We start from the raw sequence: 23,637 nt of genomic DNA, 5'->3' as shown, positions 1-23,637 counted from the left end.
GATGAGCCGCTAGAAAAATTTCCGCCGTCGAATGCCATCCACGGCAGTTCTATGACTGTGGAACACCTGCAGCTATCCGCAGTAAATATCTGAAGAAACTGCAAAATGTTCCACGTGGAACGCAGCGTGGAATCAGCTGCGTGGCGCTACAGTCCCGCATTGGGCGCCCAGCCATACAGCGCGAGTGTCCATACTGCCGTTCTGTTGGCGACCGGACGCATTGAAAGTACCAACAACGTTGGTCGTGAATTCACGGTCGCTGAGAAACTGGGCCTGACCAGTGCCTTGCGCTTTCGGGCAACTGAACTGGAAATTCCAGGTCTTGCCGTTGCGCGCGGTGATCTTCTGGGTGCATCCGGATTTAGGATCGGTCAGAGGAATATCATTCGACTGCACTTGAGCCGGCGTCAGACAAACACGTACGCCTTGGCCGCCCAAGGTGACGCCCTGCTTCTGCATCATCTGCTCCATCATCGCGCGCTGCTCGGGCGGCAGGTTCTTCAACTGGCCCAGCATGAGCTGCATGTCGGGCAACTGCTGGCCATCCACTTTCATGTTGCTGGAGGTGACTTCCCACAAGCCCGGTTGCAGCATTTGAGCGTGAGCCACAGGCGCAACGACGCAGAACATCAAAGCCAACATGCTTTTTTTCATAACGGGATTCCTGATTGACCATTCCGCTCGCTAGCCCGACCAAGCGCGACAGCCGGGTGGGCGGTGATGGTTAGACGTTGAATCAGCAGGCCAGTTGCACCTGCAAGAAAATAGCGACAATCCCGGCCTGCTGTGGTCTGTTAGGCACAACGACAGGAGCGCATAACGGAATGGATTATCACAGCCCGTATTTCTTCGGCTACGTGTTGGGCTTCATCCACTTGTTGGGAACCGCCGCGGCCATCCATGCCCTGCTGACAGTACGCACCGCACAGGGCGCAATCGCCTGGGCCATGCCCTTACTGTTCATCCCTTACGTGACCTTGATCCCCTATCTGGTTTTCGGTCGCAGTTCATTTGATGCGTACATCAAGGCGCGGCGCGACGCTAACAGCGAGATGCGTACCGCCATCGGCAAGCTCAACTGGAGGCCCTGGATCGAGCATGCAGTAGCGGCTCGCCGCTCCGATGCCTACGCCGCGTTGCGAGCGATGCCGAAACTGGGGCACACGCCAGCGTTGGCGAACAACAAAGTACGGCTGCTGATCGATGGGGAAGCCAGCTTCAACGCAATGTTCGAAGCAATCCGTCAGGCCCGGCAAACCGTGCTGGTGCAGTTTTTCATCATTCATGACGACACGCTAGGACGGCGTCTGCAGGCACTGTTATTGGAGAAGGCTGCCGAAGGAGTAGCGGTTTTCGTGCTGTATGACCGCATTGGCAGCCACGCTTTACCCGCGTCCTACAGCGAAAAACTGCGTGCCGGCGGCGTGCAGACCAAAGCCTTTGCTACCCGTGGCGGCTGGCTTAACCGTTTCCAGATCAACTTTCGCAACCATCGCAAGATCGTCGTTGTTGACGGTCTCAAAGGTTATGTAGGCGGACACAATGTTGGCGATGAATACCTGGGCCTGAAACCACCACTGGCGCCTTGGCGTGATACGCATGTCGAGGTCATCGGCCCGGTAGTGGCCTGTCTTCAGGAGTCCTTCGCCGAGGACTGGTTCTGGGCGACTCGCGAGCTGCCGCCGCTCAGCCTGCCGGACGTGTTTCCGGAGAACGGCGTCATGTGTCAGCTGCTCGCAAGCGGTCCGGCCGACGCGCAGGAAACCTGCTCGCTGTTTTTCGTCGAAGCGATTCACGCCGCCGAACAGCGGATCTGGATCACCAGCCCCTACTTCATACCTGACGAAGCCGTGTCGGCGGCGCTGCGCCTGGCAGTTTTACGCGGAGTGGATGTCCGGCTGCTGCTGCCATCCCGACCTGACCATTACGTTGTGTACGCAGCATCCAGCCTGTTCGCCTTTGATGCGGTGCGCGCAGGCGTGCGCGTATTCCGTTACGAGCCGGGCTTCCTGCATCAGAAAGTGGTGCTGGTCGACAGCGAGATCACGGCCATCGGCAGCGCGAATCTCGACAACCGATCATTCCGGCTGAATTTCGAGCTGATGTTGCTGACCGTTGATCCCGACTTCTCCAGCGAGGTAGAAGCCATGCTCCTGGCGGACTTCGCGTTGGCTCGTGAGATCTCGCTTCAGGAAAGCCGCGAGACACGCCGCCTGCATCAGCTGGGCATGCGCATCGCACGACTTATATCGCCGATCCTGTGAGCACTCCCCTTGATCAGCGATAAAGGTCGGCGCGTGTCAGCGGCAGCTCGGTTCGCCCGTCTTCGTAAGGTTTCACCGCAAGGATCTGATGAAGATTGATCCATCCCTTGGCGAATGCATAAGCACAGCCCGCCAGATACAGACGCCAGATCCGCAGCGCGTGTTCGGGGACCATTGCAGCGGCCTCTTCAAGACGTGACTCAAGCCGGCTGCTCCATTGTTCCAGCGTACGGGCGTAGTGCGGACGCAGGCTTTCCACGTCGACAATTTCCAGACCCGCTTCACTGAGGTTGGCGCTGATCATGGCCAGATGGGGCAGCTCGCCGTTGGGAAATACATAGCGACCGATGAATTCCCCCGCTCCGCGTCCAACCGGGCGGCCATCAGTGTGTTTGGCGGTGATGCCGTGATTCATCACCAACCCGCCTTCGCGGACGGCGCCGAACAGCCGCTGGGCGTAGAGCGCCAGGTTGGCATGGCCGACATGCTCGAACATGCCGACACTGACCACCTTATCGAAGCGGCCGTCCTGCGGAAGGTCGCGGTAGTCCAGTAACTGCAACTCTATCTGGCCATCGAGGCCTTCCGCGCGGACGCGCTCGCGGGCCAGGTTCAGTTGTTCGCGGCTTAGGGTTATGCCCATGACCTTCGCGCCAAACTCACGGGCCGCATACCGCGCCAACCCGCCCCATCCGCAGCCGACGTCAAGCAGGTAGTCATCAGGCTTGAGTCGCAGCTTGCGACACAGGTGCTCAAGCTTGTCCAACTGCGCCTGCTCAAGTGACTCGCTGCCAGTCTTGAAGTACGCGCAGGAATAGACCATCTCTCGGTCCAGCCACAGCTGGTAAAAGTCGTTGGACAGATCGTAATGGTAGGCGATGGAGGCGGCGTCGGTGTCTTTGTCGTGCTGCGTGTGAAACGGCGACGAGAGCTCGTCATCGCCTGTCAGCGCGTGGGTCAGTTCATCGCAAAGCCGGACGACTTCGGTAATGGAGCCTTCCATCTCCAGCCGCCCTTCCACGAAGGCAGTGCCAAGCAGATCGAGGCTGGGATGCGTGAAATCGGAGACCAGCCTCGGGTCCTTGACCACGATGGTAACGCTGGGCGCAGGGCCCAGGTCTACCTGATGACCGTTCCAGAACTTAAGCCGCAGCGGGAGACGAAGATCCCGGAGAGCCGGAGGAAGTTGCGCGATCATGCGAATAACCCCTAATCCAGAAGCTGGAAAAAAGGTAGTCCAAAATCGGGTTCAGTGACGAACCTTCAGGCTGACGAACATGCTGGCACGATCTGAAATCGACTTCGGGAACGGCGTGATGCCCACTGACTCAAGCCAGACGTGGAGCCCGTATCTGGATCACCCAGTCTTGCAGTACAAGTAATTTGTAACAGAGTTCTTCATACCACATCCATGGAGAATGCGCCAAGCCCCACAGTGCGGCTCAGGCGCCCCCCTTTCCTCATTCGATTTCACCGCGATGAGACCTGCCGCACAAAGCTCGTCACGTGATACACATCACATTATGTTTCACTAATGTATCAATGCGCCTCGCTTCTGAAGCGGGCGTGCCACGATTTCCACGCACAGGGACGTTATTACTTGATCTCGATCTACCAGCTCAAACCCCGCTTTCAGAACCTGTTGCGCCCTCTTGTGAAACGTCTTTTCGACCGAGGCATTACCGCCAATCAGGTAACGCTTGCCGCCTGCGCCGTCTCGATTCTGGTGGGAGCCATCGCCGCGCTTTCGATCCCGCATTTGTGGGTGTTCGCGCTGATTCCCGCGTGGATGATCCTGCGTATGGCGCTCAACGCCATCGACGGCATGCTGGCGCGGGAGTTTGGCCAGAAGTCGCAACTTGGCGCTTATCTCAATGAGCTGACCGATGTAATCGCCGACAGCGCGCTGTTCCTGCCTTTTGCCCTGCTGCCGGGCGTGAGCCTGTGGCTGGTGGTGCTGGTGACGTTGCTAGCGATGCTGACCGAATACGCGGGTGTTATGGGCCCGATGATCGGAGCTTCAAGACGCTACGACGGCCCCATGGGTAAAAGCGACCGCGCGCTGGTATTCGGCGTGCTCGGTGCCGGAGTTGCCCTCGGTTGGCTCGCACCGCTCTGGATCAACATCGTGCTTGCCGTCGTCAGCGCGTTGCTCGTGTACACCCTGGTTAACCGTATTCGTCACGGTCTGGCCGAGACGATGCCACATCAGTAGTCCGGAAACTCCATCACATCAGCCAAGAGCAGGACGTCTGGCGAAAGCTCAGCGGCCTGCGTTCGCCCAACAGGACTCGTCATGCTTGAACCCTTGGTCGCCACGATCATTACCGCCGGAGCGCGCAGTGTTACCGGCGCTCGCAGCCTCTGGCTGGGCTGTTCGCCCGAGCCCAGGCAACGTATCTACTTCGCCAACCACAGTAGCCACGGCGATTTTGTATTGCTGTGGGCGTCGTTGCCACCGACACTGCGAAAGTTGACCCGCCCGGTGGCCGGCGCCGATTACTGGCAGGCCAGTCCCTTGCGCCGCTACATCATCAATCGGGTTTTCAACGGCGTACTGGTGGATCGAAAACGCAGCACCCCGGACAGCAACCCATTGCAGCCGATGGTGGCGGCGCTGGAAAACGGCGACTCACTGATTCTGTTCCCTGAAGGGACGCGCAATCCCGGCGAAGGCCTGCTGCCGTTCAAGAGCGGTCTCTATCACTTGGCTAAAAGTTATCCACATGCCGAGCTGGTCCCGGTGTGGATAGCCAATCTCAACCGGGTCATGCCCAAAGGCCGCATGTTGCCTCTTCCGTTGTTATGCACAACCAGCTTCGGCTCACCCCTGCGGCTGGAAGAGGAAGAAACCAAAGAACAATTTCTCGCACGCAGCCGTGACGCGCTGCTGGCCCTGGCACCGGAGCAGCTGTAAATGGATAACCAGACTCAACTGCTGTTCATGGGTATCGGCGTCATCTTGCTGCTCGCTTCGCTGATCGGCTATGTACTCAAGCGCAAGGCCGGTGGTCCCAATGCGGTGATCGACAACCTCAATGCGCGGATCAACGCCTGGTGGATCATGGTCCTGGTGATCGGCTTCGCCTTCTGGCTGGGCCACAGCGCTGTGATTCTGTTGTTCTATGCGGTCTCGTTCTACGCCTTGCGTGAGTTCCTGACCCTGACGCCAACCCGGCGCAGCGATTACCCGGCGCTGGTCGCCGCGTTCTATCTGGCCTTGCCGCTGCAATACGTGCTCATTGCGATGGACTGGTACGGGCTGTTTTCGATCTTCATCCCGGTCTATGTCTTCCTGCTGCTGCCGATCCTCGCTTCGTTAGGCGGTGACAGCACGCACTTTCTGGAACGCGCGTCGAAAGTACAGTGGGGCCTGATGATCGCAGTGTTCTGCGTGTCTTATGTGCCTGCGTTGCTAACGCTCGACGTCGCCGGGTACGAAGGCCGCAACCTGCTGCTGATCGCCTATCTGGTGATCGTCGTGCAACTGTCGGATGTGTTGCAGTACGTCTGCGGGAAACTGTTCGGCAAGCGCAAGATCGCCCCCAACCTCTCGCCTTCCAAAACCGTGGAAGGCTTCGTCGGCGGCATCGTTCTGGCTTCGCTGATCGGTGCGGCGTTGTGGTGGATCACACCGTTCAATCCATGGCAGTCGTTTCTGATCGCTCTGCTCATCAATCTGCTGGGTTTCGCTGGCGGGATTGTCATGTCGGCCATCAAGCGCGACCGCGGAGTAAAGGACTGGGGGCACATGATCGAAGGGCACGGCGGCATGCTGGATCGGCTGGATTCGGTCTGTTTCGCCGCGCCGATCTTCTTCCACCTTGTGCGCTACTGGTGGACCTGAGCCAAGAACCGGTCGACAACGGCGATCAAACTGCACGCAAAATGATTGCTGAATATTGCATGGCGGAAATTCGACGCGTGACAGCGATGCTCACCGAGCGAAACCGCCAACCACACATGTCTGGCGGCGAAGCCTTGTGTCCTGCGGCGGCGAGACGGGTCAGGACGCCGATATAACGTTTGATCAATCAGACGTTGCTGATAAAAACGCTGCCCGCTTGAAGCAGCAGCGGCGTTTTTTTCAGGCTTTTTTCGAACGGCATCTCGTCTTTGTTATCTGTTGTGGGTAGTTTGCGTTCGGCAAGGAGTGGTTGGCGCGCATTTTTTGTGCAGGACGCACAGCATTACTCAGAGGCTTCACCTTATGAATCGCAGGAATCTCCTGAAAGCATCCATGGCGTTGGCGGCTTATAGCAGCGTGCCGGCCTCGGGGCTTTTCGCTGCGCGTGCGCTTGCTGCGGCAGCTGATGGCGAAATCGAGCATTTTGATTTCGCTACCTTGCAAGCCCATGCCAAACAACTGGCGGGTCGAGGCTACGTGAGCACCAAGCAGGTGCTGCCTCCAGTGCTGGCGGACATGACGCCACTGCAGTTCAATGCCATCCGTTACGACCCGGCGCACTCCTTGTGGAAAGACGTTCAGGGCCAACTGGACGTGCATTTCTTCCATGTCGGCATGGGTTTCAAGACGCCGGTGCGCATGTACAGCGTCGATCCGAAGAACAAGCAGGCCCGTGAGGTGCATTTCCGCCACGACCTGTTCAACTACGAGAAGAGCGGCATCGACAAGAACCTGGTCAAGGGTGACCTTGGCTTTGCCGGTTTCAAGCTGTTCAAGGCCCCGGAAATTGCCATCAACGATATCGTCTCGTTCCTGGGCGCCAGCTATTTCCGGGCCGTCGACAGCAACAAGCAGTACGGTCTGTCCGCGCGGGGCCTGGCCATCGACAGCTATGCCAAGCGCCAGGAAGAGTTTCCGGACTTCACCAAGTTCTGGTTCGAGACGCCAGACAAGAATGCTACCCGCTTCGTGGTCTACGCCCTGCTCGATTCGCCGAGCGCCACCGGTGCCTACCGGTTCGATATCGACTGCCAGGCCGGTCAGGTGGTGATGGAAATCGACGCGCACATCAACGCGCGGGTCGACATCCAGCAGCTGGGCATCTCGCCGATGACCAGCATGTTCAGCTGCGGCACCCATGAGCGCCGGATGTGCGACACCATCCACCCGCAGATTCATGACTCCGATCGCCTGTCCATGTGGCGCGGTAATGGCGAATGGATCTGCCGCCCGCTGAACAACCCGGTCAAACCGCAGTTCAGCGCGTTCTCGGACAAAGACCCGAAAGGCTTCGGTCTGGTACAGAGCGACCACCAATTCTCCAGTTATCAGGACACAGTTGTCTGGTACAGCCGCCGCCCTAGTCTGTGGGTCGAGCCGACCAGCGCCTGGGGCGAAGGCGACGTGAGCCTGCTTGAACTGCCGACCACCGGCGAGACGATGGACAACATCGTGGTGTTCTGGACCCCCAAGAAGCCGGTCAAAGCTGGCGATTCCATGAACTATGGCTACAAGCTGTTCTGGAGCCCGCTGCCGCCAGTCAGTACACCGCTGGCGCAGATTCACGCGACACGTTCGGGGATGGGCGGCTTCCTCGAAGGCTGGGCACCGGGTGAGCATTACCCGAAGACTTGGGCCCGTCGCTTCGCGGTGGACTTCCACGGCGGCGGCCTGGACCGCTTGCCCGAAGGCTTCGGCATCGAGCCGGTGGTCACGGTTTCCCACGGCAAGGTCCAGGATTTCAATGTTCTGGTGCTGCCGGACATCAAGGGTTATCGCGTGACCTTCGATTGGGTACCGACCAGCGACTCCGTGGACCCGGTCGAGATGCGCATGTTCATCCGCTCCGCGGACCGCACCTTGAGCGAAACCTGGTTGTACCAGTACTTCCCGCCCGCACCGGATAAACGCAAATATCCGTGATACGGTGACGATCATTGCCATGGCAAAGCATGGCAATGATCAGGCTCATCAAGTATTTCCGTCGAATTAATTGACAGGTTCGCCAACAACGACTGATATATCCCCTGTCATGCCGTTGCGAGCGTTCGCTCCAGACCTCCCCTTCCCAGCTTATCCCCCCAATTGACGCGTCCGTCGCCGTCGGTGGGCGGTAGCTTTGTCCGTTAAAAAACCTGACGCTATTCAGAAGGCAGACATCATGGAGTTGAATCCTGCGACCAGTGCTGACGAGAAGTCGTCGATCATGTCCTTCGACAAGTCCACCGCAGCGGTGTGGGTCGCCATCGGCCTGCTACTGGTCGAGACCTTCTCGGGCGCCCTGCGCTTTTACTTCGACAAGGCCGGCGTCGGCCCGCTGTTATATCTGCCCAAAGTAGCGTGTGTGCTGTTGTTCGTGATGGAACTGCGCACCTACAAGGCTGGACGGCTGTTCTGGGTGTTCATGGTGGCGTGGCTGCTGTCCGGCATACTCGCCATGCTGCACAAGGCCAGCTTCCTGAACGTGGCCTTCAGCCTTTTTGCCCTGAGCCCGCTGCTGTTTGGCGTGGTCTGCAGCCAGCACCTGCTGCATCGCAAAAAAACGCTGTGCTGGGCGGTAGCGTTCTGTATGGCGGCTTCTGTGATCGGGCTGGCACTCGACAAGTTCACCGCCGTGCCGTGGAAAGGCTACAGCTATCTGGTCGGCGAAACGCAGCTGAGCGCCAACACCGCCTGGAGCGCCGACGAGCAGGACCGCATCGCCGGCTTCGCCCGCGTATCCAACGTGCTGTCGATCCTGATCGCGATGTACACGCTGTACCTGCTGATGTTCCTGCGCTCAGGCGTGGCCAAGCTGATCCTCAGTGGCGTCGGTCTGGTTGCCATTGTCCTGACCACCAGCAAGGCGCCGGCCGCTGCTTTCGTTCTGACCATGGGTCTGCTGTTCATCCAGCGGATGACCTGGACGTGCCGCATCCTGTGTGTCGTGGTCGTGGCGTTCGGGTTGCTGTTGCCGACGCTGGGCCTCATGTACGACTTTGACATGCGCACAGTCAGCAGCGGAGGCAGCTCGCTGGCATCGCTTTATGACCGGCTCAACAACACTTGGCCGCGTCTGGTAGAGGCCATGAACAATGAAGGTTGGGGATGGCTGGGGGCCGGCTTTGGCATGGTCGGCAGCACCATGGCAATTTTCCCGGTACCAGGCGGCGAACTCCTGGTGGGCGCCGACAGCAGCGCGATGTACCTGTGGGCCATGCTTGGCGTGGTGGGCGTGCTGCTCTACACCTTGCAGGTTCCGATGCTGTTCAACCTGATCAATGACCAGACCCCAATGGGCCGCATGCTGCTGGCAACCGGTTTCTGCTGGTGCCTGATCAGCTGGACCACCGACATGTTCGAAGTCGCGGTCGCCAACCTGTTCATCGGGCTTACCGCTGGCTACGTGCTCGCAGCCAGTCGCAGCGAAGACCCCCTTCAAGCCAGGCCACGCGAGCTGAAGCTGAACGGCCTGCCCGCTCCGCACTGAGGGAAACCGCCATGAGCCTTTTCCTGCGTCGTACGCTGGGCCTGCTGCTGGCCGGCAGTTTGTCATGCGCAACGGTGAGCGCTGCCGAAGCGCCTTTCATTCTGGGTATCTCCACCCACCTGATGAACCACGACCGCCCGATGAACAAGCCGCTGAAACTGGCAGCCGATGCCGGCTTCAACTCGGTCAAGGACGATATCTTCTGGTCCACCGCCGAGCCGTCTCCCAACCGGCTGCGCATTACCCCGCAATGGCGCAGCTATCTGCAAACCGCCAGCGGCCTGAACATGACCCGGCTGGCAATCCTGGGTTACAGCACGTACTTCCACGACAACGCCAAGCCTCGCACTCCGCAGGTCATGGAGCCCTTCCTCAAATACGTCGAATACGTCAGCGGACAGTTGGGCAACCGTGTCAGCTTCTACGAGATATGGAACGAGTGGGACCTGGAAGACCCCAAGGACCGTCAGCTGAGCCTGGACTACGTGAAGCTGGTACAGGCAACCGCGCCCGTGATTCGCAAGAACACCCGCAACGTCGCAGGCGCGCCCGCGAAGATTCTGGCAGGCTCGGTCACGCCCGAGGGCATGAACTTCGGCTTCGCCGACAGTCTGATCGAAAGCGGCGCGCTGGATCTGGTCGACGGGTTATCCGTTCACCCTTATGCGCACTGCGCGGCCAACGACGGCAATACACCGGAGGCCTGGCTGCGCTGGATGAGCCGTTACGAACAACACATCCGCTCCAAGGCTGGCCGTGATGTTCCGCTCTATCTGACCGAGATGGCCTGGCCCAGTCATCAAGGCGCCTGCGGCAAAAGCGAAGTCACCCAGGCGCTGTACATGGCCCGGATATTCTTTCTGGCGCGGACAATCCCCAACGTCAAAGGAATGTGGTGGTACGACCTCTACAACGACGGGCCCAATCGTTACGACCAGGAGCACAATTTTGGCGTGCTCAACGAAGATCTGTCGCCCAAGCCCGCCTATCCCGTGATGAAAGCGATATCACCGGTGGTGCGCGACTTCACTTATGACGCGCAAGCCAGTGTGCTGACCGAGGACACCTATCGGCTGTACTTCGACAAAGGGCCGGAGCGTGTTCTGGTGGCATGGGTCATTGGCAAGCCACGCGCCGAGAAGGTGGTCGTCAGCACGGAAATGAAAGGCCCGGTGCGTTTGACCGACACCAGTCGCCCGGAACAGGGTTCAATCGACAGCGATCAGGCCTGGAGCTGCGAACAAGGCCAGTGCTCGGCCACCGTCAACCTGACCCACTTCCCCAAAATCATCCGACTGAACCCTTGACGCGAATCAGCTCGCGCTCGCCGATACGCGAGGCGACGTCCGGCCCGCCGTTGCTGCGCCTCTGACACCCGCCGCCCACCGCTCCACTCATCGAATGGGTCTGCTCATGGATTTCCGAAAAGACATCAATGGCCTGCGCGCCATCGCGGTCGTCGCCGTGCTGCTGTTTCATTTCCATCCTGCGTGGCTGCCTGGCGGTTTTGCCGGTGTGGATGTGTTCTTCGTGATATCCGGCTACCTGATCACCGGCATCATCATGCGCGGGCTGCGATCGGGCAATTTCAGTCTGGCGAAGTTCTACAAGTCCAGGGCGCGCCGTATCATTCCGGCACTGGCGGTCCTTTGCGTGGTGTTGCTGGCGCTCGGCTGGTTCTACATGCTGCCGCTGGATTACAGCGCCTTGGGTACGCATGTGGCGAGCAGCCTGGCCTTTGTATCCAACTTCGTCTATTGGAGCGAAGCCGGCTACTTCACCGCCAACGCCCACGAGAAATGGTTGCTGCACACATGGTCGCTGTCGGTCGAATGGCAGTTTTATCTGTTGTATCCGCTTACGCTGCTGGCCCTGATTCGTTTTATCCCTATTGCGACGCTGCGCTGGTGGGTTTTGGCGGGATGCGTGACAGGGTTCGGCTTCTGCGTCTTCGCCTCCTACCAATGGCCTGAGCCTTCGTTTTATCTACTGCCGACCCGCGCATGGGAACTGCTTCTTGGCGGCGTGGCGTGCCTGTTTCCCATTCAGTTACGGCCGATGGCGCAACGGATGATGGAGCTGTCCGGTTTAGGGCTGATCATCGCGGGCTTCGTGCTGCTGAGGGAACAGGATGTCTGGCCGGGCTATCTGGTCCTAATGCCAGTACTGGGTACATTCGCGATTATCGTGGCAGCACGTCAGGACTCGCTCCTGACCAGCAATCCGGTCTCACAATGGTTCGGGAAGGTGTCCTACTCGCTGTACCTCTGGCACTGGCCGGTGGTGGTGCTGATGAACTACGCGGGATGGCTGGGCGTGACGCTGAATGTGCTGCTGGGCATGAGTGCGGCGCTGTTGCTGGCCATTGCCTCTTATCGTCTGGTCGAGCAGCCCACAAACGGCGCCGGTTTCGAGCGCGGCTGGGCTTTTGCCACACTGGGGTCGCTGATTGCGCTGGTGTTCGCCGGCGGCATTGCGGTGACCGCCACCGGCGGCATGGTGACCCAGATGCGCACTGTCAGCGTGTCGGACAAGGCCCACTTTATCCAGGATTATGTGGAGCGTCAGAACAATCTTTACGAGCCTTATTGGCTCAAATGCGATGCGTTTTCGGCCATCACCCAACGCGGTCAGTCAGGCATCGATGCGTCCTGCGTTGCCAAGCGTGGCGAAGGCGGCGTGTTCCTGTGGGGAGACTCGCATGCTCAGGCGTTGTCTCTGGGGCTGCGCACGCTGCTCGCCAAGCAAACACCGTTCTATCAAGTGGCTTCAGCCAGCTGCCGGCCCAGCCTGACACCCGAGCAAGGCCGCGCCACGCCTATCCGTGAAGCCTGCCGATACTCCAACCGCACCGCTTTGCAGAGCATCGAGGCGTTGCGGCCGGACATCGTGGTGATCGCCCAAAAAGACGGGCACGACAAAACTCACTGGAGCGAGATCGCGGCGCGTCTGAAAAGTTATGGCGTGAAACACATCGTGCTGATCGGCCCGTTGCCGCAATGGAACCCTTCTCTCCCCAGCGTGATTGCCAACCGTCATTGGGACGTGACTGATTCGCACATCAGCGATCCTGCGCTGGACCGAAACATCCTCGCCGTGGATCAAGCCACACGCCATCTGGTCAATCCGGCTGACGTGCAGTTTGTTTCATTGATAGACAAGTTGTGCGTCGCCGACGCCTGTCTGGTCAGGCTGGAAGACACCCGCTCGCTGTTGCAGATCGACTCAGGTCACCTGAGCGCCGAAGGCTCTCTGTATATCGTGCGCAACTACGTGCTACCGCAACTGGTGAACTGAACAGCAATCCGAAATGCGTGCGCCCGTCGACCCTGATGATCGAGCGCGCCCGCTTCGCTTCAGCACCTGGAATCCCAGAGACAGTCTGGTACGTTGCGCCACCCCCGCACCTCATCCGCCACCACCGCGAATCCGCGTCCCGCCTCCCCGGCCCATGCCGCCTCGATCGCTGCGTAGAGCGCCAGCAAATTGGTCTGCTCGGCGACAGCCTTGATCACACCCATCACCTCGCCAGTCTTGTCGCTCTCTCGCTCCAGCACCGTCATTCGCCGTCGCGAGCTTCCTTGTCGGCCGTCGATGCGGCGACCGAAGCCTGTTCGGCGTTACGCGCTACCTCGTGGAAAAACCTGATCGGAAAGTCCGAATACTCGGACGGAGCGCGGCCGAGCGGCCTAACGCTATTGTTTGACCTGCTGAAGGTTCTTTCTGAACCCTCGCACGTTCATGGCGCAGAGGAACAGTTGCAGCACGATCAACGCGTAGGCATCGGCGTGAAGCCCCCAGATCACCCAGAGAATGTTGCTGAGGATGAAACACCAGAAGGCGATCATGCGGCGCCGGGCGCGTTGCGAGCCTACGAACCAGGCCGCCAGCACCGTCACAGCCATGGCGGGCCATTGAACAAGATCAATCATGCGAATTCCTGAAGCGAGAAGCGCCGCATCGAGGCGGCGCTTCTGTAATGGCCATCAGGCCATTGTCCACTCGACATTCGACAGACCCAGCTTTTCAGCCTGGGGCTTGCTGAGCTTCGGCACTCGGTCGGACCGGTATTTAGGTATCGCTCCAAACCCTGCATCGACCGTCGCCCAGTGCCAGGCTTCCTGGTTATCCATGGAGCCCGCCCTGATGTAGAAGGTCTTATAGTTGCCGTGCAGCAAGTAGTCGATCCGGTAGTGTTTGTCATCAGACATGACTGCTCCTCCTTTGTACACACGCAGAACAGATCGCCACGTTTCGAGAAGATTCCAACTATTTTTCAACTTCATTAAGTAACATCAAATAGCCACTTATCTAGCGCTGATTCTGTTGCATGCCGGGTTTACTTCAGATGATAGTTTTCCTCAATGATGAAACTATCATCTACCGCCTCCTCCCCCCTCGGACTCCTCCCGTACAACGAGCCGTTTCTTTGGAATGAGCACTTGGCACATCCTGAGAGTCCCTGACTCGTCCTTGAAAAACAAATTCTATGGAACCTGAGTTTTCCTACCGCTTGTCCTGTTTGGGTGTTGATTTGCGCAACATCTGCGACACGTTCGCCTCATAACCTGTGAGCGCGTTGAATCAAGCCCATCCAATTGGGTAAACGCTTCCGAAGAAAATAAGCCTGAGGAAACGAAAATGTTCATTCATAACAAGCGTCTGCAATACACCGTCCGTGTAGCCGAGCCTAACCCGGGTCTCGCCAACCTGTTACTTGAACAGTTCGGTGGTGCCCAAGGTGAGCTGGCCGCCGCTGGCCGCTACTTCACTCAAGGCCTCAGCGAAGACGATCCAGGTCGTAAAGACCTGTTGATGGATATCGCTACCGAAGAGCTTAGCCACCTTGAAATTGTAGGTTCCATCATCGTCATGCTCAACAAGGGCGCCAAAGGCCAGCTGGCTGAAGGCGTGCAGGAAGAAGGCGAGCTGTATCGCGCCATCAACGGTGACGGCAACGATTCGCACATCACCAGCCTGCTCTATGGTGCTGGCGCACCGCTGGTCAACTCTGCCGGTGTACCGTGGACTGCGGCTTACATCGACACCATCGGTGAGCCAACTGCCGACTTCCGCTCCAACATCGCCGCGGAAGCACGGGCCAAGATCGTGTACGAGCGCCTGATGAACGTCACGTCAGACCCGGGGGTGAAAGAAGCACTGGGCTTCCTGATGACCCGTGAAATCGCTCACCAACTGTCCTTTGAAAAAGCGCTGCACGCTATCCAGCCCAACTTCCCGCAGGGCAAGTTGCCAGGTATGCCGGAGTTCACCAACAAGTACTTCAGCATGTCGGGCGAACCCAACGTTCGCGGCCCCTGGAATCAGGGTCCGGAGTGGGAATACGTCGAGAATCCGCAACCGGCGGTCGACGGCGGCGACGGGTCGGCGTCGGTCACTCTGAACGCAGCGGATGCTGAAGTCCTGGAAGCCATGAAGCTGCGCACTATGTCTGACCCGACTGCAAACCCGGTAACCGGTGCTGATCTGGGCTCGGGCCTGGTTCAGGGCGACGGTACCAAGAAACTCTGACAGACAACCCTGCCCGTCATTACACGGAGAGAAGCTTATGAAGAAATCGAATTCCAGAAAATCTGATTTACCTCATCGCAATCTCGAAGATGGATTGCCGGGCGGGGTTTTCGCAACGGGCCTGCGCGCTTTTGAAAATGAGGCATTCTCTGCTCGCCGAGGGTTTCAGGTGGCGATGGCAGTCAATCTGTTTGGCGTAGGCACGCTGTTGGAGAATAACCTGCCGCAGCACTGACTGCTGCAGTAAGGTTTCTTTCATCCAGTGAACTCTTGGGTTATATGGCATGTTTGCTGGACAGCGTTAATTACATTGGCCCACTGTTTCGCAGTTGGGCCTTTGTTCTGTTTAAATATTAATAAAGACATTTTGAAGGCAAGCAGTTATTCAATCAGCACTAAGTAAACACCAGCAGCAGGCTCAGCAAACTCTTCAAACCAATGACTTTTCTATTGTTATCTATCCATTTGAATAGTTATCGAAATCACCTTAGTTGCTGCCCAGTTTCGCCTTGGCCACTATTAGGCTATCGTTGAAGGCCGAAGAAGATTATGGCTGAATGCTATCTCACGCTCTCTAAAGATTGAGACCGGCCCGGGCAGCCATCGCTCCAGGACTTTCAGGACGCCGCACTTGCTCTCGAACCACCAGATACGCCAGACATTCGAGTCAGGTTTCACACCGTTATCATGTCGGTGTGAATTGGCCAGCAATGGCGCAATTTCCGTGGAAATTTATGAGCCCTTGTCAGGGCGAGTGGAGTTGTTCGTGACAGGCATTGCACTGAGTGATGTCCAGACAAGCCGAGCGATTGCTCAAGTGATTGGCGAGCTGCGTGCGGAATTGATGATTGCGCAGCTTCAGGGCTCGGGGAAGGTCCATTCTGATCCAGCTCGATTGTCCCGAGACGGGGCAGGCTGACCACGGCCAGCCACCCCGAATCAGGCAAGAATAAGCGCTGGCTTATTCCTTGGCAGCGCTGCCGCCATGAGCCTTGGCCAATGCCTTGGCGTGTTCCAGGTGAGTTTTCAGCGCTGGCAGGGTGGCAGTAGCGAAAGCCTTCAGCTCTGCGTCCTTACCGTTTTTCGCTTCCTCTTCAAACAGCTCGATGGTCTGCTCGTGCGCCTTGACCTGGTTGTTGGCATAAGCCTGGTCAAACGACTTGGCGCCACGCAGCTCCAGAATCATCGCCTTGGCTTTGTCCAGCAGCATGGCGTCGTCGGAGATGTCCAGCTTCTTGGACTGAGCGATAGTTTTGAGTTTTTCGTTGGTAGCCGTGTGATCCTTGATCATCTGCGCGGCGAACGTCTTCACGTCTGCGGCAGTGCCTTTCTCCTGAGCGAGCTTGCCCGCTTCGATTTCGGCTACGCCCTTGGCGGATGCGTCTTCCACGAAATCATCCGAAGCAGCCATCGCCGTCTGGCAGCCGAGGGAAAGTACAACAGCGAGAGCGCTCATACGAAAATAGTTGGCCATCTTGTTCATTCCTTTTCTTGGGCTGAATAAGCCGTCGTTTAGCGACGACACAAAATCTACGACTGAAGACTTGACCCGGCGTTCATCTTTTCTGCAATTGCCTTGACGAGTTGTCATCCGCGCCTTCCATCCGCCTGTCAGCCGTATTTTCGGAACGCCCGATGAGGTGCTCATGTCCATCGAGCATCAGGCAGGCATCAATCGGTGCCTGTGAAGTCCGGCGCCCGTCATGCTCGTCGCCCGGTACCTACCCCATCGAAAAAGGCCTGAATATGAAGACCATCGAAGACGTTGTGACATACCTGCGTGAAGAAAAATTGTTGCTGGCCACTGCCGAGTCCTGCACTGCGGGAGAGATGGTAACCATGCTTGCAAAAATCCCTGGCAGTGGTTCTCTCGTTGAATGCGGATATGTCGTGTATTCCCCTGAAGCGAAGCAGCGCCTGCTGGGTGTCAGCCCTGACACCATCGAACGGTTCAATCTGACCAGCCGTGAAGTTGCCCACGAAATGGCCTTGGGCGCGTTGCGCGACAGCCCCGCAACCGTGGCCGTGGCAACCACCGGAATTTGCGGGCCGGACGATATGGATGGAATCCCCGCTGGCACAGTCTGCTTTGCCTGGGGCTTCATCAAGGAAGGTCAGCCTGTGATCTTTACCCGGCAACATCACTTTCAGGGAGACCGGGAATCGGTCCAGCATCAGGCTGCATTACACGCCTTGAAACATATTGCTCACTTCCATCGGCAGATGCTGAATGGCGAGGAATCCTGAGGGAGCGGCCGCCGTACAGGGATAAATGGCCAAACGCCGCCCATCGGGCAGGGCTCATATTCGATGAATTTTCCGACGTCCCTGGCACTCCTTATACAAGAACAACAGACGAGCATCGCGCGCACATCCGCGCGGTTCCTAACTGCCAGGGAATGATTTCTATGACGTCTCTTCAGCTGATGACAAGCCGTACTGTCGTCAACCCAGCCATGGTCGAAGAAGCACAAGCGAAAACCATCTATCAAGCATGGATGAGTGAGAAAGCATTGGATGACCAATCCGAGACAGTCTCCTTTCTCAATCACTGCCTGAGCCTGGCAGACCGTGAAACCTGTGACCTTCCATCGGCGCCCGAAGATCTTGAGCCGTGGATGGAACAGGGCGTGACGCGAGTTGCGGACCAATATGCGCTTTATCTGGAAGAACGCCGCGCCGGACAACCTCGACGGTTTTTCCGTAACAAAGCCCATGCGTTGTACTTCATCCAGCAGGTTGCGCCCACCAAACTGGTAGACGGCGCCTGGCTTTATGGCCTGCTGCCCCACTGGGGCGACTACCGCTTTCACGGTCTGATCCGTACCTACCTTGAAGAACTGGGCGATGGCGAGCAGGCGCTCAACCACGTCTCGCTCTATCGCAAACTGCTGGCGGATCTGGACTGTGAAACGACCGCATCGCTGGCGGACGAGATGTATCTGCAAGGCGCCATTCAGCTCGCGCTCGGCCATCTGGCGGATCAGTATCTGCCTGAGGTGATTGGCTACAACCTGGGCTATGAGCAGTTACCCCTGCACCTGCTGATTACCTCGTTCGAGCTCAACGAACTGGGTATCGACCCGTACTACTTCACCCTCCATGTCACGATCGATAACGCAAGTACCGGCCATGCGCGCAAGGCCGCGCAAAGCGTCGTGGCACTGCTGCCGGTGGGTGAAGAGCGTAATGACTTCTATCGCCGCGTTGCCCGCGGCTACAAGCTGAACGACCTCGGCGTGGGCTCGTCGGCTGTCATCAAGTCGTTCGATCTGGAGCAGGAGATGGTGTCCATGCTCGAACGCAAGCGCACCTTTGGCCAGCACATGCATTCCGATTACTGCCGTCTGGATGGCAAGACTGTCAATGAATGGCTGGCCAAGCCCGACCAGATTGTCGAGTTCCTTGCCGTGCTGGAGAACCGCGGCTGGATCAAGCGCAATCAGGACCCGGCGCAAAGTCGCTTCTGGCAGTTGATCGAGGGCGCCGGTGCGCCAATGTTCGGCGTCTTCAATGGGTATGAGAAGCAGCTGGTTCATGACTGGATTGCTGGCGAGTGGGTCGCTGACGGCAGTGCTCCCGCTCCAGCCGGCAAGCGCTTGCCCGACGCATTTCGGTCCCGCTTCCGCACCACGTCCGGTACCAATCAGATGCCAGCGGGGCGTAGTGAAGAAACGGATCCCGATGTCCAGGAACTTGAACTGAAACTGGCTAACGCTGCAGCCGGCGAGAAAATGCAGGTGCTGATTCAGAGCATGACACCCGCGCGCCATGCGACGCTCGCGGGCCTGCATGCAACGCGTCTGTTCGTCGACGCCATGTCCGAGCGGATGACGGGGGCCAGCGCATGAATGCGCCTCAACAGCTCCGCTCCGACAGCTTCAACGCAGACTCCCCGACCAAAAACGAACTCCCGGCCCACGCGACACTGGTCGCGCTGGGCCAGCGCCTTTCCGCTGCTGGATATCATTTCATTACGCCAACGCCAGTGACTCATCAACGTGTCAACGAGCGTCCCGCCAACCGCAATGCGCGTTCCCTGCGGGATGTGTTTGGCTGGAGCCGGGTCATGCCCGCTTCGCTCCTGACGACGCAGGAAGTCAATGAGCTGCTTGCAGCGGGCATCCTCGAACCGCATGAGCAAGGCTTCAGAAGCCGGGTCCGCTGGTCGAGTCTGGACGGCATGCTGCTGCTTCATTCGGCATTTCCGACCACCGCCGAAGACTCGGTGTTTTTCGGGCCGGATACCTATCGGTTCGCCCACTCGATCAATCTGCACCTGCAAACCACTTCACACCCGATCCTGCGCGCTGTGGATATCGGCTGCGGCAGCGGTGCCGGCGCGATGCTGATTGCCCGTGCCCGGCCCGAAGCACATGTCTACGCGGTCGACATCAACCCGAGAGCCCTGCACTTTGCACAGGTGAATGCCACTGTCGCGGAGCTGGATAATCTGGAGTGTCGACACAGCAACATCCTGAACGGCGTAGACGGCGCATTCGATCTGATTGTCGCCAACCCGCCCTACATGAAGGATTCCCGGCGCAGGGCTTATCGCCATGGCGGCGATGCGCTCGGTGCGGATCTGTCAGTACGCATCGTGCGCGAATCGATGCAACGCCTGGCCCCTGGCGGATCGTTGGTGCTGTATACCGGCGTCGCCATGGTCGGCGAGGACGATCCGTTTTTCAGTGCCGTACAGAAAGATATTGAACTGCCAGGATTTGACTGGACCTACCGGGAGCTGGATCCTGACGTCTTTGGGGAAGAACTGGCAGAGCCAGGCTATGAAGAGGTCGACCGGATCGCGGCGATAGAACTGATCGTCACTCGCAGCAGTGTCTGATCACTGCGCCGAGGGTGTGTTGTCGGCGATCAGGCGTTCGAGCATGTGATCAGGCGAGTAGGCGTAGAGTGTTTCCCTGGGCAGCGGTTCGAACGGCGTGCGCAGGAATGCACCCAAGTCGGCGGTTTCAGAGAGCTGCTCGGTGTCTATCACAAAGATATTGCTCGGATGAAACAGCGGCGTCGTCCTGACCGAAACGTTATTGGTGATCAGCTTCTTGCCAAAGTACGCCGCCTCCAGCGTTCTTAGCGTGAAACCTGCCTGCCCTGGCTGGTTGATTTCGATCAGTACGTTCGCGGCGAGCGACAGCTTCAGATTGGCTTCATAATCGAGCAGCGTATCCGTATGAAAACGCGATGCAGGCTTTGACGTGCTGTCTCGAACGATGTGGAAATCCACCTCACATCCGTGGCGCTCCAGAGTACTGCCAAGCCGGTCCAGCATCGCCGAGCGACCCTTGTCGCGGCCCAGAAAAAAACATCGCTGTACGGCATCAGCCTTCGGCTTGTCTGCAGCCAGCACCTGGGCCTCGGCGAATCCAAGCGGGAAAAACTGATTCATGTGCTGCATGCCAAGCTCATCGCACTGGGCCTGATCGAAGCTGTAGATTCTGTCGAAGTACGGCGTCATTTCCTCGATGAACGCAGCGTCCACCAGATCCCTTACCAGAAGTACCTTACGCCCTGGAAATGCGCCGACAATCGAAGGCAAGACATTGCGCCTTACCTGCCCCTCGTTGCACACCAGAATGTCGGAGCGATCGAACCCTTTGGATGCGCAGTACAGGCGTCCCAGCCAAGGCAAGTTACGCTCCTGCACGCGTTCGGATTTTTTGAAGCCCGTCGCGAGACGATGCAGACGCTTCAGAAGCCTGGGCACTTCAAGCCTGCGGACGTCGTGATGGCCTGCCAGATAGCTGATGAAACGCCGCTCGTATTGAGCCGTCCAGCCAAGAAAAAACGTCCGCAACTTCTACACCTTTGATACTTCATACGCCTGACCATCAGGCTATCAAGCGCCGAAGTATCGCAGCAGTTTCTGAATTTCGCACCCCGCGAGAAAGCTCACAGATCAGGGGGCACTGCGGTCTGCGATGGTGCTGGCTCAGCAAGAACCCAAAACGAGTCTGGAGTAATTCACTTCCCGATGCCCTGCAAGGGCGCCATGAACTGGCAATAACGCAAAAATCCCTCCAGGAAAAAGCCCGTGTACGCAGGCATGCTTCAAGCCCCCGCTTGTTGCTTGCGGCCATCGCCTGGCCCGGCCTTGGGCATGATGTTCGACATCATGACCGCAGCGCGGGGCAACATTGGCAAACGCTTGAAATCGACCTCCTCGATGTTGGCACGCCAGTTCATATCCCGACACAAGCGTATGAAGGTAGTCTGCATCAGCATCAGGGTCAGCGGTTCGCCGGGACAGCGATGGTAGCTGTACTCGCCCCCGCCCTGGCTGATGACCGCCGTGCTCATTGGGCAACGTCCGAAGCGTGCGGGGTCGAAGCTTGGCGGGTCTTTCCAGTGCGCAGGGTCACGGTTGGTCCCAAACAGGTCGAGCAGCACGCGCGTGCCCTTCTCGAAACGATAGCCCTGCCAATCGAAATCCTCACGCACGAAGGCAGCGATCATTGGGAAAAAGGCGTAGACGCGCCGGACCTCCTCGGCGAAGGCCCAGGCCGCGTCATCGGAGTCGGCGATCCTGGCGCGCCATCCGGGGCGCCGCTCCAGTTCGATCAGGCCGAACAAAAGGAAACGTCCGACAGCCACCGTAGGGCGCAGGATGTTGAGCAGTTCCACCGCCGCAATTCGCGGTGGTAGCAATTCACCGTGCTCATCGCGATGGTGAGCGACGACTTGAAGGGGAGAATCTTGCGAAGATCCATGACGCCCCTGACGACAGTCCTTTATCCAGCGAGCGGCCTGCGCCTCGCAGGCCTTGCGCCTGAGCAGGGCCGCCGGCATACGCCAGTCCATACGTCCGGAGCCATCGATCAACGAGGCAAGGCGACGCGTAAACCGATGCATCTGCCGTTCGTTCATGGCCGGGATACCCGCCCACTCGCAGACGGATCGACAGAGCAAAGCTTCGGCCCAAGGCAGAAACTCGACGGCGCCCCGGGGCGGCACGTCGCGCACGGCGTTCCTCCAACGAGCCTCGTAGAGGTTGACCAGGCGCTGGGTCTGTTCCCGGTTCAGTACGTCCAGAAACAGCTGTTTGCGCCGGGCGTGCGGTTGCCCGTCAAGGCTCTGCACGCCCCCGGTCCCCAGCAAGATGTTGCGCAGCGGTGCCGGAGTGGAGGTGGGCGTACGTATGAATCGCTGCGCATCGTAGAACAGCTCCGCTGCCTGCAGCCCGCTCAGGCAAAGGGTACGGCGCCCCAGCAGGCGCGTCTGGAAGAGCGGGCTGTCATAGCGCTCGCACCGCGTGCGGATAAAAAAATAGCCCTCGCGTAGAAACGCCCATGAAGCGTCTTTCCAGCGATGGCCGGGGATAGCCCGTTGCTTCATGACATCGGCCTCCGAGAGTTGATATCTCTGGGACCCGGCCAGGTTGTGCCTGTTCGATTTTTCTGACTGAAATAATGCTGAAGGAGTGTGGGGCAACGTCATGCTTGACAGTGCAAGGGCCCCTCGACCAGACGGCGGACGTCATTAAGCGGCAGCCCTGTACCGTGTTGCGACTGTTTCACGGTCTGGCCAAGGGGGCTTCTGCGCCGCTGCGGCGCAGAAGGGAAGGTTACATGTTGATGACGCGAACCAGCCGAACGCCCCAGTCCTCGTCGGGATTGGTGGTGCCATCTCCCAGGCGCTCTTGCATCACTGCTACGCCAAGGTCGCGGCGCTTCGGTAATCTGTCTCGCTCGGCGGCCTTCAGAGCCGCGCCGATTTCGGCGCTAGACAGATCCGTGCAATAGACGGGCGCCCCCGGCTGCTGCCGCCAGGAATCCGCCAGCGAACCAGCGTCGACGGCGTCCAGCCCCGTATCATTGACCAATGACATGGTCACCTCGCGGTCGTGATCATCATCGGCTGCCACAGGAATGGCAATTCGATCAGATGCTCCTGCCGGCTTTGCCTTGTTGGCCAAGGAGGCCGAGCCGATTGCATTCCATGCCTTGGCAACCCGGCGCCCGAGTTGCTCTGCAACCCACAGGCTCTCGACCTGTCCTTGCTCGATGGCTTCGATCTTTCCGTCGCGGAAAGGATAGTAATTGGAGGTGTCGATCACGACCGTCTCTTCGGGAAGGCCGCCAATAAGCGGGGCGATGCCTGAGAGGCGGTTGAGCGGGATGGATAAGATGACTACCTCGACATCGACCAGTGCGTCTTCGGTGGTTACGGCGCGCGCGCCCGACGCCAGGAGCTCTGGTTCAATGGTTTCAGGGCCCCTTGAATTAGCTACTTTGACGTCGTGTCCGGCTTGGCTCAAACGCGTGACTAGCGTCTTTCCGATATGTCCCGTCCCCAAAATGCCGATCTTCATAAGTCTGCCCTCAGACGGATTGTAGATTCCATCTAAAGTATTGCGCGCTCCCTAAATCGTCAACAACGCACCTGAAGGTGGGTAAGTTACCAAAAGGTAACTGCGCAACAGGCCGCAGATTTTGTGTCAGACCAAA

At 58.5% G+C, this 23,637-nt stretch carries 22 protein-coding genes and 1 pseudogene; 14 read left to right on the top strand and 9 right to left on the bottom strand.

Annotation, left to right across the window (positions count from 1 at the left end; translation table 11 throughout):
* Positions 1-132: 132 nt before the first annotated feature.
* Entirely contained in the window at positions 133-654 is a 522-nt protein-coding gene (locus tag J3P77_RS00210; RefSeq protein WP_434678836.1) for a DUF3617 domain-containing protein, read from the bottom strand.
* A gap of 170 nt (positions 655-824) precedes the next feature.
* Here J3P77_RS00210 and cls point away from each other — a divergent pair, with 170 nt between their 5' ends.
* Positions 825-2,264 (top strand): cardiolipin synthase, encoded by a 1,440-nt coding sequence (gene cls, locus J3P77_RS00205; protein ID WP_434678835.1) that lies wholly within the window; start codon positions 825-827, stop codon positions 2,262-2,264.
* Between the two features lie 13 nt (positions 2,265-2,277).
* On the opposite strand, the gene cfaB is transcribed toward cls, so the two are convergent.
* The gene (gene cfaB, locus J3P77_RS00200) at positions 2,278-3,462 is read right to left on the bottom strand and encodes a C17 cyclopropane fatty acid synthase CfaB (RefSeq protein ID WP_434678834.1); all 1,185 of its coding nucleotides are present in this window, start codon (positions 3,460-3,462) and stop codon (positions 2,278-2,280) included.
* A gap of 402 nt (positions 3,463-3,864) precedes the next feature.
* On the opposite strand from cfaB, the gene J3P77_RS00195 reads away from it, so the two are divergent.
* The 7 genes from J3P77_RS00195 (at position 3,865) to J3P77_RS00165 (ending at position 12,937) form a co-directional block, all read left to right on the top strand.
* Positions 3,865-4,479, top strand: coding sequence for a CDP-alcohol phosphatidyltransferase family protein (locus J3P77_RS00195; protein WP_434678833.1), 615 nt, complete (start codon positions 3,865-3,867; stop codon positions 4,477-4,479).
* 81 nt (positions 4,480-4,560) lie between these two features.
* Positions 4,561-5,181, top strand: a complete 621-nt coding sequence (locus J3P77_RS00190) for a lysophospholipid acyltransferase family protein (protein WP_434678832.1) — start codon at positions 4,561-4,563, stop codon at positions 5,179-5,181.
* Entirely contained in the window at positions 5,182-6,111 is a 930-nt protein-coding gene (locus J3P77_RS00185) for a phosphatidate cytidylyltransferase (protein WP_434678831.1), read from the top strand.
* Positions 6,112-6,474: 363 nt separating this feature from the next.
* On the top strand, positions 6,475-8,094 hold the full coding sequence (locus J3P77_RS00180; protein WP_434678830.1) for a glucan biosynthesis protein D: 1,620 nt from the start codon (positions 6,475-6,477) through the stop codon (positions 8,092-8,094).
* A gap of 238 nt (positions 8,095-8,332) precedes the next feature.
* Positions 8,333-9,640, top strand: a complete 1,308-nt coding sequence (locus J3P77_RS00175) for a hypothetical protein (protein WP_434678828.1) — start codon at positions 8,333-8,335, stop codon at positions 9,638-9,640.
* A gap of 11 nt (positions 9,641-9,651) precedes the next feature.
* Complete coding sequence (locus tag J3P77_RS00170) at positions 9,652-10,947, top strand: hypothetical protein (protein WP_434678827.1); 1,296 nt, start codon at positions 9,652-9,654, stop codon at positions 10,945-10,947.
* Between the two features lie 106 nt (positions 10,948-11,053).
* Positions 11,054-12,937, top strand: coding sequence for an acyltransferase family protein (locus tag J3P77_RS00165; protein ID WP_434678826.1), 1,884 nt, complete (start codon positions 11,054-11,056; stop codon positions 12,935-12,937).
* Positions 12,938-13,041: 104 nt separating this feature from the next.
* Here the strand turns inward: J3P77_RS00165 and J3P77_RS00160 are convergent.
* The 3 genes and pseudogenes from J3P77_RS00160 to J3P77_RS00150 all read right to left on the bottom strand — a co-directional run.
* Positions 13,042-13,155, bottom strand: a pseudogene (locus J3P77_RS00160) (methyl-accepting chemotaxis protein); the annotation flags it as partial.
* Positions 13,156-13,335: 180 nt separating this feature from the next.
* The gene (locus tag J3P77_RS00155) at positions 13,336-13,572 is read right to left on the bottom strand and encodes a hypothetical protein (RefSeq protein WP_434678825.1); all 237 of its coding nucleotides are present in this window, start codon (positions 13,570-13,572) and stop codon (positions 13,336-13,338) included.
* A 54-nt stretch (positions 13,573-13,626) separates the two neighbouring features.
* Positions 13,627-13,851, bottom strand: a complete 225-nt coding sequence (locus J3P77_RS00150; protein ID WP_434678824.1) for a DUF6555 family protein — start codon at positions 13,849-13,851, stop codon at positions 13,627-13,629.
* 430 nt (positions 13,852-14,281) lie between these two features.
* Here J3P77_RS00150 and J3P77_RS00145 point away from each other — a divergent pair, with 430 nt between their 5' ends.
* From J3P77_RS00145 to J3P77_RS00135, 3 genes are all read left to right on the top strand, one after another.
* Positions 14,282-15,172: a manganese catalase family protein gene (locus tag J3P77_RS00145; protein ID WP_434678823.1), complete on the top strand. Its 891-nt coding sequence runs from the start codon at positions 14,282-14,284 to the stop codon at positions 15,170-15,172.
* 37 nt (positions 15,173-15,209) lie between these two features.
* Positions 15,210-15,407 carry a hypothetical protein gene (locus J3P77_RS00140; RefSeq protein ID WP_434678822.1) on the top strand — a complete coding sequence of 66 codons (198 nt, stop codon included), beginning with the start codon at positions 15,210-15,212 and terminating at the stop codon, positions 15,405-15,407.
* 396 nt (positions 15,408-15,803) lie between these two features.
* Positions 15,804-16,091 carry a DUF1652 domain-containing protein gene (locus J3P77_RS00135; protein WP_434678821.1) on the top strand — a complete coding sequence of 96 codons (288 nt, stop codon included), beginning with the start codon at positions 15,804-15,806 and terminating at the stop codon, positions 16,089-16,091.
* Between the two features lie 42 nt (positions 16,092-16,133).
* Here J3P77_RS00135 and J3P77_RS00130 read toward each other — a convergent pair whose 3' ends face one another.
* Complete coding sequence (locus tag J3P77_RS00130; protein WP_434678820.1) at positions 16,134-16,646, bottom strand: DUF4142 domain-containing protein; 513 nt, start codon at positions 16,644-16,646, stop codon at positions 16,134-16,136.
* A 272-nt stretch (positions 16,647-16,918) separates the two neighbouring features.
* On the opposite strand from J3P77_RS00130, the gene J3P77_RS00125 reads away from it, so the two are divergent.
* From J3P77_RS00125 to J3P77_RS00115, 3 genes are all read left to right on the top strand, one after another.
* Complete coding sequence (locus tag J3P77_RS00125) at positions 16,919-17,419, top strand: CinA family protein (protein WP_434678819.1); 501 nt, start codon at positions 16,919-16,921, stop codon at positions 17,417-17,419.
* Between the two features lie 161 nt (positions 17,420-17,580).
* Positions 17,581-19,023 carry an iron-containing redox enzyme family protein gene (locus J3P77_RS00120; RefSeq protein WP_434678817.1) on the top strand — a complete coding sequence of 481 codons (1,443 nt, stop codon included), beginning with the start codon at positions 17,581-17,583 and terminating at the stop codon, positions 19,021-19,023.
* A 77-nt stretch (positions 19,024-19,100) separates the two neighbouring features.
* The gene (locus J3P77_RS00115) at positions 19,101-20,018 is read left to right on the top strand and encodes a methyltransferase (protein ID WP_434682103.1); all 918 of its coding nucleotides are present in this window, start codon (positions 19,101-19,103) and stop codon (positions 20,016-20,018) included.
* Here J3P77_RS00115 and J3P77_RS00110 read toward each other — a convergent pair whose 3' ends face one another.
* The 3 genes from J3P77_RS00110 to J3P77_RS00100 all read right to left on the bottom strand — a co-directional run bounded on the left by J3P77_RS00110 (position 20,019) and on the right by J3P77_RS00100 (position 23,501).
* Positions 20,019-20,987: a hypothetical protein gene (locus J3P77_RS00110; protein WP_434678815.1), complete on the bottom strand. Its 969-nt coding sequence runs from the start codon at positions 20,985-20,987 to the stop codon at positions 20,019-20,021.
* A gap of 254 nt (positions 20,988-21,241) precedes the next feature.
* A complete protein-coding gene (locus J3P77_RS00105) occupies positions 21,242-22,525 on the bottom strand; it encodes a cytochrome P450 (protein WP_434678814.1) in 1,284 nt (427 codons plus the stop codon).
* 229 nt (positions 22,526-22,754) lie between these two features.
* Entirely contained in the window at positions 22,755-23,501 is a 747-nt protein-coding gene (locus J3P77_RS00100; RefSeq protein ID WP_434678813.1) for an NADPH-dependent F420 reductase, read from the bottom strand.
* Positions 23,502-23,637 lie beyond the last annotated feature (136 nt).

Origin of the sequence: Pseudomonas sp. R1-18, assembly GCF_051132095.1 — a bacterium.
GTDB lineage: Bacteria > Pseudomonadota > Gammaproteobacteria > Pseudomonadales > Pseudomonadaceae > Aquipseudomonas.
The sequence above is the reverse complement of the archived record's forward strand: the minus strand, read 5'-3'. Positions and strand labels throughout refer to the sequence as shown.